At 53.9% G+C, this 16,295-nt stretch carries 10 protein-coding genes; 6 read left to right on the top strand and 4 right to left on the bottom strand.

Translation table 11 applies throughout. The features are described 5' to 3' along the window. Nucleotides 1-10: 10 nt before the first annotated feature. The 3 genes from ACZ51B_RS14040 to ACZ51B_RS14050 all read left to right on the top strand — a co-directional run bounded on the left by ACZ51B_RS14040 (nt 11) and on the right by ACZ51B_RS14050 (nt 4,575). Nucleotides 11-1,684 carry a SulP family inorganic anion transporter gene (locus tag ACZ51B_RS14040; protein ID WP_464293960.1) on the top strand — a complete coding sequence of 558 codons (1,674 nt, stop codon included), beginning with the start codon at nt 11-13 and terminating at the stop codon, nt 1,682-1,684. 121 nt (nt 1,685-1,805) lie between these two features. Continuing rightward, nucleotides 1,806-2,651, top strand: coding sequence for a hypothetical protein (locus tag ACZ51B_RS14045; RefSeq protein WP_464293961.1), 846 nt, complete (start codon nt 1,806-1,808; stop codon nt 2,649-2,651). A 145-nt stretch (nt 2,652-2,796) separates the two neighbouring features. Further along, nucleotides 2,797-4,575, top strand: coding sequence for a DUF3352 domain-containing protein (locus ACZ51B_RS14050; protein ID WP_464293962.1), 1,779 nt, complete (start codon nt 2,797-2,799; stop codon nt 4,573-4,575). 650 nt (nt 4,576-5,225) lie between these two features. Here ACZ51B_RS14050 and ACZ51B_RS14055 read toward each other — a convergent pair. Both ACZ51B_RS14055 and ACZ51B_RS14060 read right to left on the bottom strand, forming a co-directional pair. After that, nucleotides 5,226-6,023, bottom strand: coding sequence for a hypothetical protein (locus tag ACZ51B_RS14055; protein WP_464293963.1), 798 nt, complete (start codon nt 6,021-6,023; stop codon nt 5,226-5,228). A gap of 121 nt (nt 6,024-6,144) precedes the next feature. Next, complete coding sequence (locus ACZ51B_RS14060; RefSeq protein ID WP_464293964.1) at nt 6,145-6,906, bottom strand: hypothetical protein; 762 nt, start codon at nt 6,904-6,906, stop codon at nt 6,145-6,147. Between the two features lie 173 nt (nt 6,907-7,079). Between ACZ51B_RS14060 and ACZ51B_RS14065 the strand changes: the two genes are divergently transcribed. Then, on the top strand, nt 7,080-8,111 hold the full coding sequence (locus ACZ51B_RS14065; RefSeq protein WP_464293965.1) for a metallophosphoesterase: 1,032 nt from the start codon (nt 7,080-7,082) through the stop codon (nt 8,109-8,111). A 42-nt stretch (nt 8,112-8,153) separates the two neighbouring features. Here ACZ51B_RS14065 and ACZ51B_RS14070 read toward each other — a convergent pair whose 3' ends face one another. Then, entirely contained in the window at nt 8,154-8,846 is a 693-nt protein-coding gene (locus ACZ51B_RS14070) for a hypothetical protein (RefSeq protein ID WP_464293966.1), read from the bottom strand. 53 nt (nt 8,847-8,899) lie between these two features. After that, nucleotides 8,900-12,211, bottom strand: a complete 3,312-nt coding sequence (locus ACZ51B_RS14075; RefSeq protein WP_464293967.1) for a hypothetical protein — start codon at nt 12,209-12,211, stop codon at nt 8,900-8,902. Between the two features lie 160 nt (nt 12,212-12,371). Between ACZ51B_RS14075 and ACZ51B_RS14080 the strand changes: the two genes are divergently transcribed. Both ACZ51B_RS14080 and ACZ51B_RS14085 read left to right on the top strand, forming a co-directional pair. Then, nucleotides 12,372-13,631 (top strand): helix-turn-helix transcriptional regulator, encoded by a 1,260-nt coding sequence (locus tag ACZ51B_RS14080; protein WP_464293968.1) that lies wholly within the window; start codon nt 12,372-12,374, stop codon nt 13,629-13,631. A 258-nt stretch (nt 13,632-13,889) separates the two neighbouring features. Then, nucleotides 13,890-15,917, top strand: coding sequence for a hypothetical protein (locus tag ACZ51B_RS14085; protein WP_464293969.1), 2,028 nt, complete (start codon nt 13,890-13,892; stop codon nt 15,915-15,917). The last annotated feature ends 378 nt before the right edge of the window (nt 15,918-16,295 follow it).

Here is a 16,295-nt window from a genome sequence, read left to right on the forward strand (position 1 = left end):
GAGGTCAAGGTTGTCACTAGCTGAGTGGACACCCAAATCGATTCTCGCTCTAAAAGATTATGACGGTCAGAAGCTCATAGCTGACCTCGTTGCGGGAATATCCGTCGGTCTAGTAGGTCTACCCCTAGCGATGGCCATCGCCATCTCGTCCGGTCTCAAGCCAGAAGCAGGACTCTACTGCGCCATCGTAGCCGGTTTTCTAGGCGCTCTGCTCGGTGGAACGAAAACCCAAGTCAGCGGTCCAACAGGCGCTTTCGTCGTAGTCGTAGCTGGCGTCGTCGCCCGCCATGGCACCCAAGGGCTCTTCGTCTGCACCTTCATGGCAGGCGTCATCCTAGTCATCCTCGGACTAACCGGCCTCGGCACCGCCATCAAGTTCCTCCCTCGGCCCGTAGTCGTCGGCTTCACCAACGGCATCGCAGTACTCCTCGTCAGCACCCAAATCAAAGACTTCTTTGGCCTAAACATCGCCCAGCCCCCCAGCGACTTCATGGGCCGCATCGCCTCCGACGTCGGCCACTTCAGCACACTCGATCCCTCCTCTACGGCAGTATCCGTCATCTCCCTGCTCGTCATGATCGTCGCCAGGAAGCTGCTCCCAAGAATCCCCGGCCCCATCATCGTGCTCTTCCTCGGAACGGCAATCGTCGCCTTCGCTCACCTCCACGTAGAGACCATCCAATCCCGATACGGCGGCGTCCCCCAAGGAATCCCCCAGTTCCAGTTCCCAACGTTTTCCCTTAACAACGTCCAAGGCCTCCTCAGTGAAGCCGTCACCATAGCCATGCTCGGCGCACTCCAGTCACTCATGTCCGCCGTAGTCGCCGACCGAATGAGTGGCGACAAACACAACCCGAACCTCGAACTCGTAGCCCAAGGCATAGGCAACATCGCCTCCCCTATGTTCGGCGGACTCCCTTCCACCGGAGCACTCGCCAGAACCGTCTCCAACATTAAAAGCGGTGCCGTCACCCCCTTCGCAGCCATGTTCCACGCCTTGGTGCTGCTCCTAATCCTTCTCGTCGCCGCACCCTACGCCAGCAAAATGCCCCTCTGCGTGCTCTCGGTTATCCTCATCATGACCGCCTACAACATGGGCGAGTGGGCCGAGATCCCCCACATCCTCAAACTCTCCCGCTCCGACATCTCCGTGTGGGCAGTTACGTTCTTCCTCACCGTCTTCGCAGACCTCACCGTCGCCGTGCAAGTCGGAATGATCCTCGCCGCCCTCCTCTACATCTCAAAGGTAACGCGAACCACAACCGTCGCCAAAGTCGATGGCGAATACCTAGAATCCGGCAAAGAGCACGCTCTCCACTTCCACGAAATCCCCGATCAAGTAGCCATCTACCGAATCCACGGCCCCTTCCTCTTCGGCTCCACCGACAAACTCCAAGAAGTAGTCGAAGACATCCAAGCCCTCCCCCCAGTCGTCATCCTGCGCCTCAGAAACATGAACGCCATCGACGCCACCGGCATCCAAGCCTTCGAAGAACTCTACAAAGAACTCAAAGCCAGCAACCGCCACGTCCTCTTCTGCGGAGCCAGAGAACAACCCCTCACCCTCATGGAACAGTCTGGCTTCATCACCTGGGTAGGCCCCGAAAACATCTGCTCCAACGTGTCCACCGCCCTAGAAAGAGCAAGAGATTTACTGAAACTTAAGGACTCTCAGCTACACTAAGCCGATGAGCGAGTGGCGCAAAACACTACAGAACTGGCCGAAAGCCGAGAAGGTATTTCTTTCTGAGCGTCCACAAAGCGCACATCTGTCACTCCATCCATCTTTAAGAAAAGAAGACCGGATGGTTTTCTTACTTCCGTATCTCGCCCTCATGGCGCTGCTGGCTGTCTTCCTAGTGGTTCTATGCTTCACGAAGCTAAGAGACTTTGCCCAGATCCCGATCCTTGTCGCTGGGTTTGTTGTATTGTGCCTTCTGTTTATCGATCAGAGAAACAAACGTGTCCGTCGTGAATTGACTCTTAAAAGGGATAAAGAGGAACTCGAAGCCCGAGGAGAACTGATGCTAAGCGGGCAGTATGTCGGCGTTGCCTACTGCGACAACTTCAGTATCTATGCCGCCGATGCAACATGGGACCGCGGAATTCTAACCATCGAACAGAACACCTTGGGCTTCCGTGGCATCCAGACAAACTTTGACTTGACGGCGAACCAACTCTTAGACACTAAGGTTAAAGTGGCAGATGGTCAGCCGAGAATCTTCATTTCTTGGAAAGGTGACTCGAACACAGCTGAGGCCCTCAGCCTGGAAATCCGAGACTTTCACACCAAAAGCGAGATGGTGAACGACACCATGAACCTTGCAAACCGCTTGGAAGAATGGCGATCACAAAAGAACACCCTAGGCATCGTCGAAGAACAGCTAAACCCACCAATCCGAAGCTCCGAAGTGGTCCTCAAGAAAGCCGAATTCCCGAAAGTGTGTGCACCAGCGGCATTCATAGCAGGAGCTGTATCGTTCGTAGGGAGCTTCCTCATTTCGCTGCCCTTCCTTGTGCTTCTGTCCTTGACTCTTGGAGATGTCATCGTACAGTTCGGCTCGGCAGCCACGCTGCTTCTAGGCGTATTCCTCTACTACCACCTAGCCCCAAGGGTGGAGAGACGCCTCAGAAGAACATCCAGCATCTAGTTCGCAACCCGAAACCCATCCGCAGCCACCCCCTAATTACCACCTACCCAAAAAGGTAGGTGCCCAAACCACCGAAATTCGTGGGACTAAAGGTTTAGAGCACTCGCGCCATGACCAATAATAAATCTGGTCTGAGGTTTTTTCAATGAATTCTAATTTAACAAAACGACAATGGGTCGGCCGCACAGCAATCGGCGGTGCGATCGTTCTCTCCCTTGCCGGTGCTTATGCATTCAAAACAGTTTTCCAGCGACCAGGCGAATCCGCATTCCGCCTAATCCCTGCCAACGCCCTCGCAGTCGCATCCATCGACCTCACTCCGTCACCCGCACAAGCACTCACCTTCAAGCGACTAGACGATGCCTTTGAGAAATACAAGGTCGAGAACGTCACCAAGAAGACCCTCCTCGATCTAGCCCCAAGACCGTCGGCTGTAGAGTCGATCAAGCCGTTCATCAAACCAGGTTTGGCGGCCTGTCTCATCGAATGCCCAGACAAAGCAGACGATACAACGCTTGCAGGACTCATCGCGCTCAAAGATACAGAAGCAGTCCAAAACATCCTCAACAAACAGGCGCAAACCTCCTATTGGAAAGGCACCAAATACTACACGTTCCCCAAAGACACCATGTCCATGATGATCGTGGACAACACACTAGTCCTCTCCGATAGACCCTGGGCACTCCGAGAAATCGCCAAAGTTCAGTCAGGCGAAACCCCCTCGATCCTCACCCAAAACGACTTCATCACCGCCAGGGGCCGAACAGATGGCGACGCAAACGTGATGTTCCTGGTCTCCCCCAAGGCAATGGAGAAGGGCTCCAAGGGCCTCCACACCACCATGCCAACCAAAGATTGGCTCTCGCTTTCGCTCACGGTGAAAGACGGTGGACTCGCCTTCGCAGTCGATGGAAAGATGGACGTCACCCAAAAAGCCGAGTATGAGGCAGTAGCCAAAGCCGCCCCACTCCGCTCCGACCTGTTCCAAGTCCTCCCCAGCGGCGCCTACGGAGCGTTTGCCATCTCGCAACCAAGCCTCTACATGGATTCAGCAAAGTCTGCCGCCAGTGAGTCAGACAATACCAAGAAGTCACTCGCCGAGTTCGAAGAGAGCCTGACCAAAGAAACCGGCCTCGACTACAAGAAAGACCTGCTCCCAGCTCTAAGCGGAAACGCCGTCATGGCGATCTATCCTTCAGAGTCCGACCTCTCAGGTTTCGACGCCATGGTCCTCATCGACGACCTCAACGGAGCCGATCCTGCCGCCCTGGCTGGAAAGATCCAGCAGTACGTCGAAAGACAGATGTCGAAGAACGACACCAACTTTGTTGGAACCCACTTCGACCCAATCACCCTCAACGGCGCAAACGGCTTCAAGCTCCAAGAGAAAGCGCAAGCCAGCCTCAGAAAGAGCTTAGGCGACACGGGAACCTCACCTATCAAGAAGGGCAAGCTAGCAACCAACAAAACCCTCGCCTGGGCAATGGTCGATAAAGCGGTCATCTTCGCATCCTCCGAGGACCTTCTCAGCAAGGCCGTTACGTCCTACAAGTCGAAGTCCGCATCCCTTGCCTCAGACGGAGCCATGAAGACGTCCACCGTAACATTCGACGGAGCACAAGGCCTCACCATGCTGAACCTCGCCCGAATCGCCGAGGGAATCAAGCACACCATGGACCTAACCAAGATGAGCCCAGACGCTGCCCAGACAGCCAGAGACATCTTCTCCATGTTCGAAGACCTCAAAGAACCCTTCGTCATGTCCGCCAAAATGTCCCCCGACGGCCGCACCCACACCGAACTCATGATCCCCCTCGACTACGATCAGACAATCAGGTTCGCCGGCAAACTATTCAACCCCAAACCAACCCAATCCCCCTCAGCAGCATCCGCAAGAGAAAGCGCCAGAGTAAGAGCCAAGTAACCCCTCTATGAGCCCTCTCCTTCGTCCGCGAGGGAGAGGGTTGGGTGAGGGTGGACAACCTGTCAAATCTCCCGGACTGGACTAAGCCTCCGGCCCCTTTCCTTTCGTCCCCGAGAGGAAAGGTTGGGATAGGAGAGTCCGGCTGCTTACCAAAATCCACGAACTCTCGACTCTAACTTTTTCAGTCCCCACAGAGGCAACACCGACGTCAGAACCCTCTCCCTCATCCGTGAGGGACGAGGGCAGGGTGAGGGTGGACAACCTACCAACAACGTAGCGTGTCACAGATGAGCAATGACGCCTCGTGCACCGATCCCCCGCGTATCTACAAGAAACAAACCCGAGCTCCAAAGAGAACGCTCCCCAGCCCCGAATGGGGCGCTCCGTCTCAGCGAAGGGCAAGCGTGAGCGCCGCCCTGGAAAAGCAAACAAAGAACCTACAAGTCCTGAAAGGACGCTCCCCACTTCCCCCCGAAGCATCCCGAACGCAATGCCAGAACCTAGCCCACCGAAAGTCCCTCAGAATCCGCACCCCGAGAAGATGCCAGAAGCCTCCAACCCTCAATGAGGCCCAACCAATCCGAGAGCCTAAAAGCCCACAAACCACGTCCGGAAGCCCTGATGGCCAGGAACCATCACCGTCCCTTCCTTCAAAGACTCACAACCATCCGACAAGCGAGCCCCCGCGCCAGAGCCCGTACCCGAGGGTTCGGATGATCGAACTCCCCCAAAACAACTCCAAAATCTGGAACACCCTCCTCCTGGAAGTCGGTCAGCGTCCGATAATCCTCAAGATTCGGCTCATCTCTCGGCCCCAACAGAGCAAATGGTGAAATGTCGCCGACCTTAATGGGACTCTCATGCGTCAAATCGAAACACGCCACGGCGTAATGCTCGAAATCAACACCCACCAACTGGTGTCTCGAATTCAAACATAACTGCGGATTCTCCTTCGCTCCTTTTGGCCGCACTACAGGTAACCCGTCCTCACCACCGTCCGCAAGTACACGATAACGGGTCTGAAAAATGCTCTTCGACTCCAATTTGACGATCACATGGGTCGCGGAGTCCCAATCGCTGCACTTGAAGAGGTGATATTCGGAACCGTCCCCGTCTTTCACCATCGCCACGTCATCAGCCCCCGACCAATCCATCAGCCACCCGCCGCAAACGAATATAGGTGCAAGCAGCAAAATCGCCAAGGGTGCCCACCCAAATTCTCGTTTTCTCAGGAATGCTAGGGCCATCAAGACCAGCAAACTCAGAGTGATCGTGAACATCCCATAAAAGAGGTAATGCCTGTAGTGATTGACTGTAAGGAAGTGAATCCGATGATCAACCGAATTAACCGTCGCAGGGTATAAAGCTGTCGCAATGTACAGGCAAAGAAGCCCCGTCGCAAGGGCCGCCATCAGTCTGTTCTCAATCGGTAAAAGCGGCTCTCTCACCCTTCGACTTCCGCGACCTTCCATACCGCCACAGTACCATGACACCCCACCCATGGTTCCACAAGGCATCCCCGGATAGGCCTTTCGGTTTACCAATGGTTAATATGCTTTAGGAACTCACTTAAAGACTCAAAACCAGCCGACAAGCGAGTCCCCGTGCCAGAGCCCGTACCCGAGGGTTCGGATGATCGAACTCCTCCAAAACAACTCCAAAATCTGGAACCCCCTCCTCCTTGAAGTTGGTCAGCGTCCGATAATCTTCAAGATTCGGCTCATCCTTCGGCCCCAGCAGAGCAAACGGTGATAGGTCGCCGGCCATAACCTGACTCCCACGCGACAAATCGAAACAAACCACGGCGCAATTCTCGAAATCAACACCCACCAACTGGTGTCTCGCGTTCAAATACAACTGCGGATTCTCCTTCGCCCCTTTTGGCCGAACGACCGGCATACGCCCCTTCATATTCTCCGCAATCACCCGGTAACGCGTCTGTAAGAAACTCTTCGATTCCACTTTGCCGATCAGGTGGGACCCGGGATCGAAGTCGGCATAAACGAGGAGATGATATTCTGTGCCGTCCCTGTCTTTCACAGATGCCTGATCTATAGTTGAAGACCAATCCATCAGGAACGCGCCGTAGCAGAAGAGGGGCCCAAGCATGAACATCGCCAGTGGTGCCCACGCAAACGCTCGCCCCCTCAGCAAAGCAACCACCATCAACACGGCCAGACTCAGAGTGATAGAGACAATGCCGTAAAAGAGGTAAGGCCTAAAGTGGTTAAACGTAACGAACTGAATCCCCTGATCCCAGGAGTGGACTACCGCAGGGTAAAGACCAGTCGAGGCATACAGCCCAAGCAGCACGACCATCAGGGCAGCCATCAGTTTGTTCTCAATCGGTAAAAGCGGCTGTCTTACCCTTCGACTGCCTGGGTCTTCCATAACGCAACACAACCAGGGCACCCTACCCACCGTTCCCCTGTCCACCTCGAACTAGGTCTTTCGGTTCACCACGCCATAACAAATTGTTAATACGCGTAAGCCAAAACGTTGGGATGAACCGACGTGAGTTCTTAACCGCATCCGCGGCCGGCTTGGCCTCCGCTGCCCTGCCAAACTTGAGTTTTGCAGCAGCAACCCGGCCCAAGGTCGAAGTAGTCCGCCTGGCCGAAGATCGATTCGAGCTGATCACCAGCAACCCCTCATCGATCCGCATCATGCAACTCACGGACACTCACTTCGGTCGCCCCGATGACGAAGACCGTGCCACCGACGCCCTAACCCGCAAGAGCATCCGAAAGCTGGTCGATGAGCAGAAGCCAGACTTCATCTTCCACACGGGAGACTTCATCAACAACGACGTTGAGCGTGTCGAGCATGCAGCCATCGATTTCATGAACGACCTAGGAACGCCATGGTCGCTGGTTTTCGGAAACCACGACCACGCAACCGGCCGACAAGGTGGACTCACCCTCGACGACTACTACAAACGCCTTGAAAATCACGCCATGGGCTACCACACGGTGACTCAAGATGGAAAATCGCGCCGGGACTACTGCTTCCGAATCGACATCCGTTCGGCAAAGTCAGCGCCCGTCATGAGCCTATTCGGCTTCAACAGCGGCGGAAACGGTCCCTGCAAAGTAGACGGAACTCAGCTCGATTGGCTTCGTGCCCAACTCGAATCAGACGCCTCCAAGGGCCACAAACAACCGATCTTGGTGATGCAACACATCCCAACCGTCGAATACAACGAAGCCTTCGCCGAGAAATCAATCTTCGGAAGACATGGCGAGAACGTATGCTTTGAGCAAGATAAGGGCGAAGCATTCGAAATGTACCGAGCTTCAGGCCGAGTCAAAGGCATCTTCTGCGGCCACGATCACATCAACGACTACATCGGTAACCACAAAGGCATCCGCCTGGTCTACGGTCGGGTCAGCGGCTGGTCCGGCTACGGCGACTGGCAACGCGGCGCCCGAATCATTGAGCCAACCCAAAACCTCCAGGACTTCCGAACACGGGTCGTCATCCCCAAAGGTCTCGACGAGAAACCCGAATGGATGCAGACCTTCAAGAACGTCTAATAAAAAAGAGGGTTGCGCTCAAGCGCAACCCCATCCAAGCAGTCAGCCCCTACGCCGACGTCGTAAAAGCATCCCGAGTCCAGCAACAGCTGCAAAGCAGCTAGCAGGCTCCGGTACCACCTCAATGCGTGGAGCAGACAAGCCGTCAAACCGCTTATCCCCCCGGACACGAGCCCATGCCGGATCCACTCCGTAAACGACAGGAACCCGATGAGGGTCATCCACGAGGTCATACCCTACAAACTCGCGCCCAGCAGGTCCAACCGTCCCAACCGCACTGATGTCATTGTCCAACAACGACACATTGAAGTAATCCGGAATGGGCGTGTCGAATCCCGTCTGGGTTACCGAGAAGTAGAAACTCAACACCGCCGAAGACGAAGTCGTATGGAAGCCAATGGCGTGGTCCGATACCTCGTTGCCCGCTCCATCACCATCCTTCAGCCAAATGTCTCCGTTCGGGGCAACGGATACGTTTCCAATATCCGATAACGGCGAGTCCCATGTGCCCCCCGTGAGGTTCAAGTTCTCTATTCGAACCAAGGAATTGCCGTTTCCGATGTTCGCTCCATCGGTGAGCTGCAAGTCTAAGTAAGTCAAGTTTGTCGGATTCGTGGCACTCGGCAAACTAAGCGACCCGATATCCCAAATGACGTGAAACGTCACAGCATGGGATGAACAGGCAGCGAAACCGAGACCAATAACCAATAATTGCTTTCTAAAGCGAGTCATCATATCTTCTCCTGAACCTGGGTGGAGAAAGCCACCCAGGTTGAACACCGTCGCTCTCAGCGGAACTTAGCGACGTTCGTGTAGTTGATTGGATTTGCACCCGTCTTGCGGAACACCGCAGTAAAGGTGGCAGCCCCAGAATTGCCAACGGTAACGGTCTTGTATGGGTATCCCTCGTCGGTCCCATCACTATTGGTGAGCGTGATGCCAGTCAGCAGGTTTCGGAACTGGATACCGAGAGCCTTTCCATCCAACATCCGGTGCCCCTTGTAGGTCACAGTGACTGGCTGGCGATAGGTGCTCGTGGCTCGATCAAAGGTCAGCGAGCCGGGAACGACACTGAACTTCGATGCGTCCTGCTCGTGCAATCGAACCGTCATAGGCCCGCTCTGACCGCCGCCAGGAGTCGGAGTGAACACCACCAATGTGGTCGATGGCGCATCTATGCCACTCAAAGCCGAGTCCGGCACCGTCACGTGAAGCTTTGTCACGGAAGTGAGCGAACTTTGAACCTGCGTGCCATTGATGAACACCTTCGACTCGGGATAGAAAGGACCACCCACGATGTCAAACGTATTCGACACACCTGGTGCAACCACACAGTCAACACTTTGGCCATCAACGAGGACTGGCGCCCCGTTCTCGCAAATCAGATCAAGATTCGAACCGCGAACGGAACCGTTGTAGACCTCGAGATGCTTCGTCCCAGTTCGTTCAACAGCGCGATCATTGGCCGGGATCTTGATATCAATGTATGGAACAGTGATTCCGCTCGACGTCGGATAGCTCATGGCCGAACGAGGCACATCGTGTCCGTCCAAAACGAACTTCGACAAGGTTGCGTTGGAACCTTCAGGTTGCTTGAACAGGTTGGCACCCGTCACTCGAATCACATTCTGAGCACCTCGAATCAAGATAGAACTATCCACCGTTCCGATCTTAGGAGTCGGATAGGCAAACTTGACCACCAGAGCCTTGGAAGTCCCGCCGCTTACCACTGAAGGCTCCTGATTGGAGACTGTCGGAACTTGTACGGTAGGTGTCTCGACATAGAGTGACGCGCCAGGAGTACCGCTGTTGTGAACGATCCTCAGCAAGTCTTTCGACATCGTCACACGAAGCGTCGTGGGAGATGAGTAAGTGACCGAAAGGTCGCTTCTGGCATTACCCTTCAATCCGACGAAGTAAACGTTGGAGGACTGGGTGAAGTTGGTTCCGTTCACGTCGAACGACACGTCCTGATCGCCAATGGCGATGGGCGGGTTTTGCGATGTGATGTAGATGTTGCTGATGGTGGGAATCTTCGAGACGAAGAACAACGACTTCGGACTCGAAGTCACGTCTGGCAGCGGAGCACCATTCGCATCGGTTCTCAGATTCTTGTTAACCACCTGAATGGTCTGGGCCTTTCCAGCTAGCTTGGCAGCAAGGTTTGCAGGAATCTTGAACCCAATATAGTCCTTTCCTGTGATGTCCTGGTCGGACGTAATGTCGGTTTCCAAAGGCACCGGGCCACCCGTTGGGCCAGCACCGTTCAAAAGCACCACACTATCTTTGTAAATGCCAGTCGCACCGCAGTAGATCCAGTGATCTGTGCCGTCAGCGATGATTCGGTTGGTCGTACTGGTCGCATCCAGATCCGCGCGCTTGTTAAGCTCACCGTCCAAGTTGGGGGTCTTCAGATACGCTGTAAGCGGAATCACCCAACTCGCTGACCTTGGCTGACCCTGGCTGTTTTTCGTGCTGTCCGAGAAGATCACGTTGTAGTGTCCTGGCTGCAGTTTGCCTGTTGGAAGCTGAATGTCCACGCGAGTGTCATCTCGGTGTCCGATATTCAAAACGGTCTGCGTGCCACCGTCCATGTTCTGCAAGACTGCGCCGAACGTCGCCGTGCTGGCAAAGAACTTCCGGCCCTGTTCTGGATATATCTTTAGGGAGAAGTAGTCCTTGTCGGAGTCATGTGAATAGGCTGGGATCTCGCCAATCGAACTCGTGTCCGATCCAGCAAACACTTCTCTCGGGAGTTCCAAAAGGTTCGCCGCGTTGATTCCAATCGATGGCAGCACGTGTGTCCGATCATTGGGATCCCAAGGCAACTGGAACGACTTATCGAGAATGGAAGTGATCGTGGAAGGATTTCCTTCCCACTTCACCTCAGCAGGGTTGAAGTCGATATCATACGTTTGAGCGTGATCTCCACTTCCGATCTTGCCTTTCGCAAACAGCTCAATCGGAATAAAGCCGATCGACCCACCCGTCCCAAACCCGAGTTTGTTTCGGAACGTGAAGTCTAGGGTCAAAGAAGGAACAATCGTCACGCGACCCGTAGGCATCGTAAACGTGACGTTGGGACCGCCCGTGGCAAGGACGCTTCCGTTGGCGTCATAAACCTTCAGCCCAATCTGGGGATGGGGTGTCAGCGTGTAGGAACTGGTGAACCCAAAGTCTAGGTTGGCGTACGCTTTCGCAATGTTCCAACCAACGTTGAGGCTTGAACCAGGAATTGTATAGTTACCATACAGGGCCTTGGTTGCCTCATCTGCTCCACACAGAAACGCGATCCATGAAAGCAGGTCCGTTTCCAGGCTCAAGAACTTCCCAAAGGTGTCCTTCTTCAGAACTCCAGAACTGTCTGGGTACCAAGCACTGGCCGACGTATCTGGAACGAATAGCTCAGCGCTCACGGGGATTGGGGTTAGGTTCCCCAACAAAACGTTGAGCTCAGTGAAGTCATCGAAGTGAACAAGGCCCGACAACCGTTTGCGGTCCCCACCGATGGTGAACGGCTTAAAGATATCACCGTCCCAAAGCTTCGCACCAAAAATGTAGCCTTCGCTATTGGCATAGCCAGTCACCTTGAATGCCGACTCGAACGATGCACCGAAGCGGGGACTGGTTGTTTGGAACCATGAACCGCTGCCTCCACTGAAAGAAGCGGTTGCGGTCACCTGCTGGCCAGGAATAGGGAATCGCGGAAAACTTACGCTGACACCCCCCTGGTAGTCCATGTTCAATGCACCGCCTTGGTACCAAGGGGTGACTGCCAGGCCCATTTCACCGGTTCCTCCGAAATTGACCACGATACCGGTCTTTCCAAGGTGAACTTCTGGTGTGGTGAACAAGCCCCAGTCAATCGCAGGGATTACCAGATCGGCGATGCCACCAATCTTCGTGTTCCCGAGGTTCCAACTCGGACCGAGCAGAACAGAGTTGAGATTCGAACCAGTAGTGCTCCCGTTGGGCCAGATACTTAATGAGTTCGCCTTATAGTTCGTGAGCACACGCCGAGTCGCTGTTTGCCCCGGAGCTAGTGAGGGTGTTCCAGCGAACACAAACAAGGCTGCTCCGGCATACAAAGAAAAAAGCACTCGACGAGAGCGACTAGATGTTACAAAGTCATTCTTCATCACGCCCCGATACTAAATCACAGCTAAAATGAATGTTCCAAGACGTGGAATATATTCACGAAATGTGAACGTTTGAGGGTCTACTGGGATCCATCACGTCACTGAGTTTTAGGAGAGAGCCATGACAGCACCCGGGGACTTTGCAACCTTTATACGCTCAAATCGAACTCAACGGGGCCTATCCATGTCTGCCCTAGCACGTGCCGCGGGCATCGCAAAGTCCACTCTCAGCTACTGGGAGTCGGGTACCCGACTTCCTTCGATGACCGAGCTTGAGTCGGTGATGACAGCGCTCAACCTCAACAGTTCACAGAGAAGCCTTGCGGTCAGACTCATCAATGCCCCCCGTGCCGTGAAGCATCTTCGTAAGGCTACTCACCAAGTGGTGACCGTGAATGGTGATCTACTTCGAGCGATCCGGCTGCGAAAAGGCTGGACGCAAACACAGGTTGCCGAGCAGTTGGGAGTTCGACAAAGCACCATTGCCAAGTGGGAACGAGGGGAGGTCTGGCCGTCGCAATCGAACCTACACACCCTGTGCTACTGCCTTGACGCCACCCTTGAGGAACTAGAGCTTCTTGTCTGTGGGAAGGTTGATCTTCAGTCAGAAAGTGATCGCAGCATGACGCTGGAGGAGGCCACTCATCGGTTTGGCCAGATGATCTTCAACCCTCAAAAGGCGCTGCAAGACCTCCAGTTCTTCACTCTAGAAGCGGACCTTTGGGCACTCTCGGGAACCAAGGCTTGGGCGAAGAGGCTCCTGGCCGAGGTGTACGCGCGGCATTCTCAGTACCTGGCTGAGTTCGAGCGCTTCACTGAAGTGCGTGAGTGCGCGGTGATCGGCAATCGGCTCGCAAAAGAAGCAAACGTCCCCACCGAAGCCATACTCCCAGGTTCAATTGCGGAACTACGTGCATCTGTGGAGCTGGGACTTCGAGGTGCTTCAAGCGCGATCCAGGAGCTGGACGAGATCGCCCGCCAGGTTCGCCTACCGGCCTATGCTGCATGGATTACCAGTGAGCAAGCCCGCTACTTTGCCCGGAGGGGTGATGAGTCTTCTTCATTGGAGGTTGCGGAGTTTGCCTGTGACCAGGCCCGGAAGTGCGAGAACCCGAGTGAAGTGGTCTATCGGAAACTCGATCTTGCGAAGTTACTGCTTCTGTTCAACAAGCCATTGAGGGCGCAGGAGATGCTTCCGCAGTACGACCACCCTTCTCAGGCACCCAAGTTTACGGACGCGTATTTGCACTTTCAGACCGCTCTGTCACTTGGGCAGAGATCGCTCGCAGGGGCTTGGTTGGGGCAGATGGAGCACCTTTCTAACACCTCGCCGGACCCTCGACAAATGCGTCTCACTGCTGCCGCTGCTTTGCAGCTTTAGACGTGAAAGAGCCGGAAAAAACGCCAAAAATAGTACTAAAATTTAGGTAAAAACGGGCGTTTTTTGGCAAAAAAGATGCGTTTTTGATGGGTTTTTCGTGTGAACGGAGTGTTAAGTGATCGAACCGAATGGCTCTCTCAGACGGTCTCTTTCATGCAAACCTCAGAGAACGGGAATCGTTCTTTATACAGTGTTCGGTCGCATCCATGCGTGGTTACATGCTAGGCTTGAGAAAACGCTTTTCCGAGGAAAACATCTATGAAATTTATTAAGCGTAGGCTTCTACTTGTCGGTCTTATTGTTGGTCTTGCCGTTCCTACACTTGCACAGCAGACGAAGGTTCATGAGAAGCTTGCCAATGTTCCTTCGGTAAAGGGTGTGAAGGAATCCACTCTGAAGCTGTCCCCTCAGATTCAGCCTTATCGTAGCTCGTACACGCGAGAGCACGAGAACCCTGCTGAAGAGGCTTATCGGGAATGGTTCAAGCTGGGCGAGCCGAACGATTTGGTGCTTGGTGGACTGCTGAATGAGTCGAGGGTCCAGTTTCAGCCCTCGTCGAAGAAGACGGGACCATTCTGGCCAGCGATCTCTGCTACCGGATGGGTGCCAGCGGATGCTACCCTTGCAGTAAGCAAGACTCATGTCGTTGTCACGGTTAATTCCACCCTTGCGTTTTTCACCAAAGCGGGGACAAAGACTTTTGAACAGCGTCTTGACGGGTCGAGTGGTTTTTGGGGATCGTTAGGTGCGGGGAGCTTCGTTTTTGATCCGAAATGCTTTTTTGATCCGCACAGCGGTAGGTTCTTCGTAGTTGGGCTGGAGTTGGATGAGGCTGCGAAGATCAGTAAGTATCTGATTGCTGTTTCCTCATCGGACAACCCTAACGGAACGTGGACCAAGTATCGCCTCGATAACTCTTTGACGGTTGGTTCGAACCAGTATTGGTTGGACTACCCAGGTTGGGGTTTCAATAAGGACTGGATTGTGGCTTCGGGCAACATGTATCCCTTACCTGGCTCAAGCGGTTTTGGCGGGGCTCAGGTATTTGCTTTCAATAAAGCGAATCTGATTGCTGGCAACACTAACGGTATGTTGAAGTTCAGGACCGACACTTTTACTATTCAATGGGCAAAGAATACAGACCCCAGCTCGAACACATGCTATGGCGTGGCGGTTGGGACCAGTTCGGCGATGTCTATCTTTGCGCTTAAGGGGACAGGCGCAAATACGCAGTTGGTTTCCACAGATGTTACTGTGCCGACATGGCAGCGTCCGGCAGTTGCTGCTGAAAGCAAAGGAGGCCACTCGTTGGACTCGCTTGATGGTCGTATGCTTGCTGCGGGTTTTTTTGGTGGACACCTTGTTGCCGCGCACACAAGCACGGTTAGTAATTCTGATACTCGAGATGCTGCTCGCTGGTATGACTTCCAGACGAACAATTGGCCAATTTCAACTACACTCCCTACATTATTCCAAGGAGGCCAGGTTGCTGGGACGGCTGGTCAACACTTCTTCATGCCAGCAATCCAAATTAACTCGTTTGGAGACATTGCGATGACCTTCACACGATCCAGTTCCCTGATCACTGCGGACATGATGGTCACGGGTCGTAAGCCAACGGATCCACTTGGTCAGATGGGTGTGCCTCAGCAGATGGCTTCTTCCATTGGCATTTATGGCGGTGGGGGAACCAACCGCTGGGGCGACTACTTTGGGGTGGAAGTGGACCCGTTTGATGGTCGGACATTCTGGGGTGTTGCCATGACAGGCCAGACCGATGGTTCGTGGCTGACGAATGTGAATACTTGGAAGATCAGCAGTGGTGCAAGCAACGTTGCGTTTGACATCAACTCGATCACTCCTTACCAGGGAACAAACCCGACCGGAACTGTCAACGACATTAAGCTGAAGGACAGTCTGTACTACAGCCTCACTACTGAGTTGGTGAAGCAGTTGGGAGAGGCGGCTGCGGCGACTGTTGTTTTGACCTCAGCGGTGGATGCGAGTGCGTTGGCAAGCTTTGACATTACGGTGGACTGCACGGGAGTGAACACTTCGACCTTGCAGGTGTTTGCCAATGATCTTTCTGGTAAGCCGGTTCTGCTCAATTCGTTTGCGGTTAATGGTGCGACGACGGGCTTGGTTCACGTGACCAACCCTGCGCAGTTCATTGGCGCGAACAAGCAGCTGACTCTGATTATTCGAGGTCTTAAGCCGACTCGAATCGCGAACGGTCATACTTCCTTCAAGATCGACCGCGTGACGGTTCTTTCGACTCAGAAGTAACGTTTGTAGGTGGAGGTTGTACAGGCTGTCCACTATCCTTTGCATCCAACTCATGCGGTCATGAGTTGGATGCACTTTCATCTTGGCGCTTCCAAGGTTGCCGGCAGAGCTTTCTGGATTTCTTGTTTTGAGGGAAGCGATTACTTTTTTGTGAGCTTGAAGTGGTTCACTTACGCACGGATCATCCTTCTAGAGTTGCATTATTGCAATAAAAGGGACTTTCGCTCACTATAGACATTAAGAAAAAAGAAAAGTTCATAAAATCGCCAAACTTTCCGCACGAAACAGCTAACGTAATCCGTCTTGGGATGCGTTGCATGGCCCCGATGCTAGCAACGTGTTTGGGTGATTATGTTTTCAAGGGTTTGTTCTTCTGTG

The organism is Fimbriimonas sp. LA-C6 (assembly GCF_055398105.1).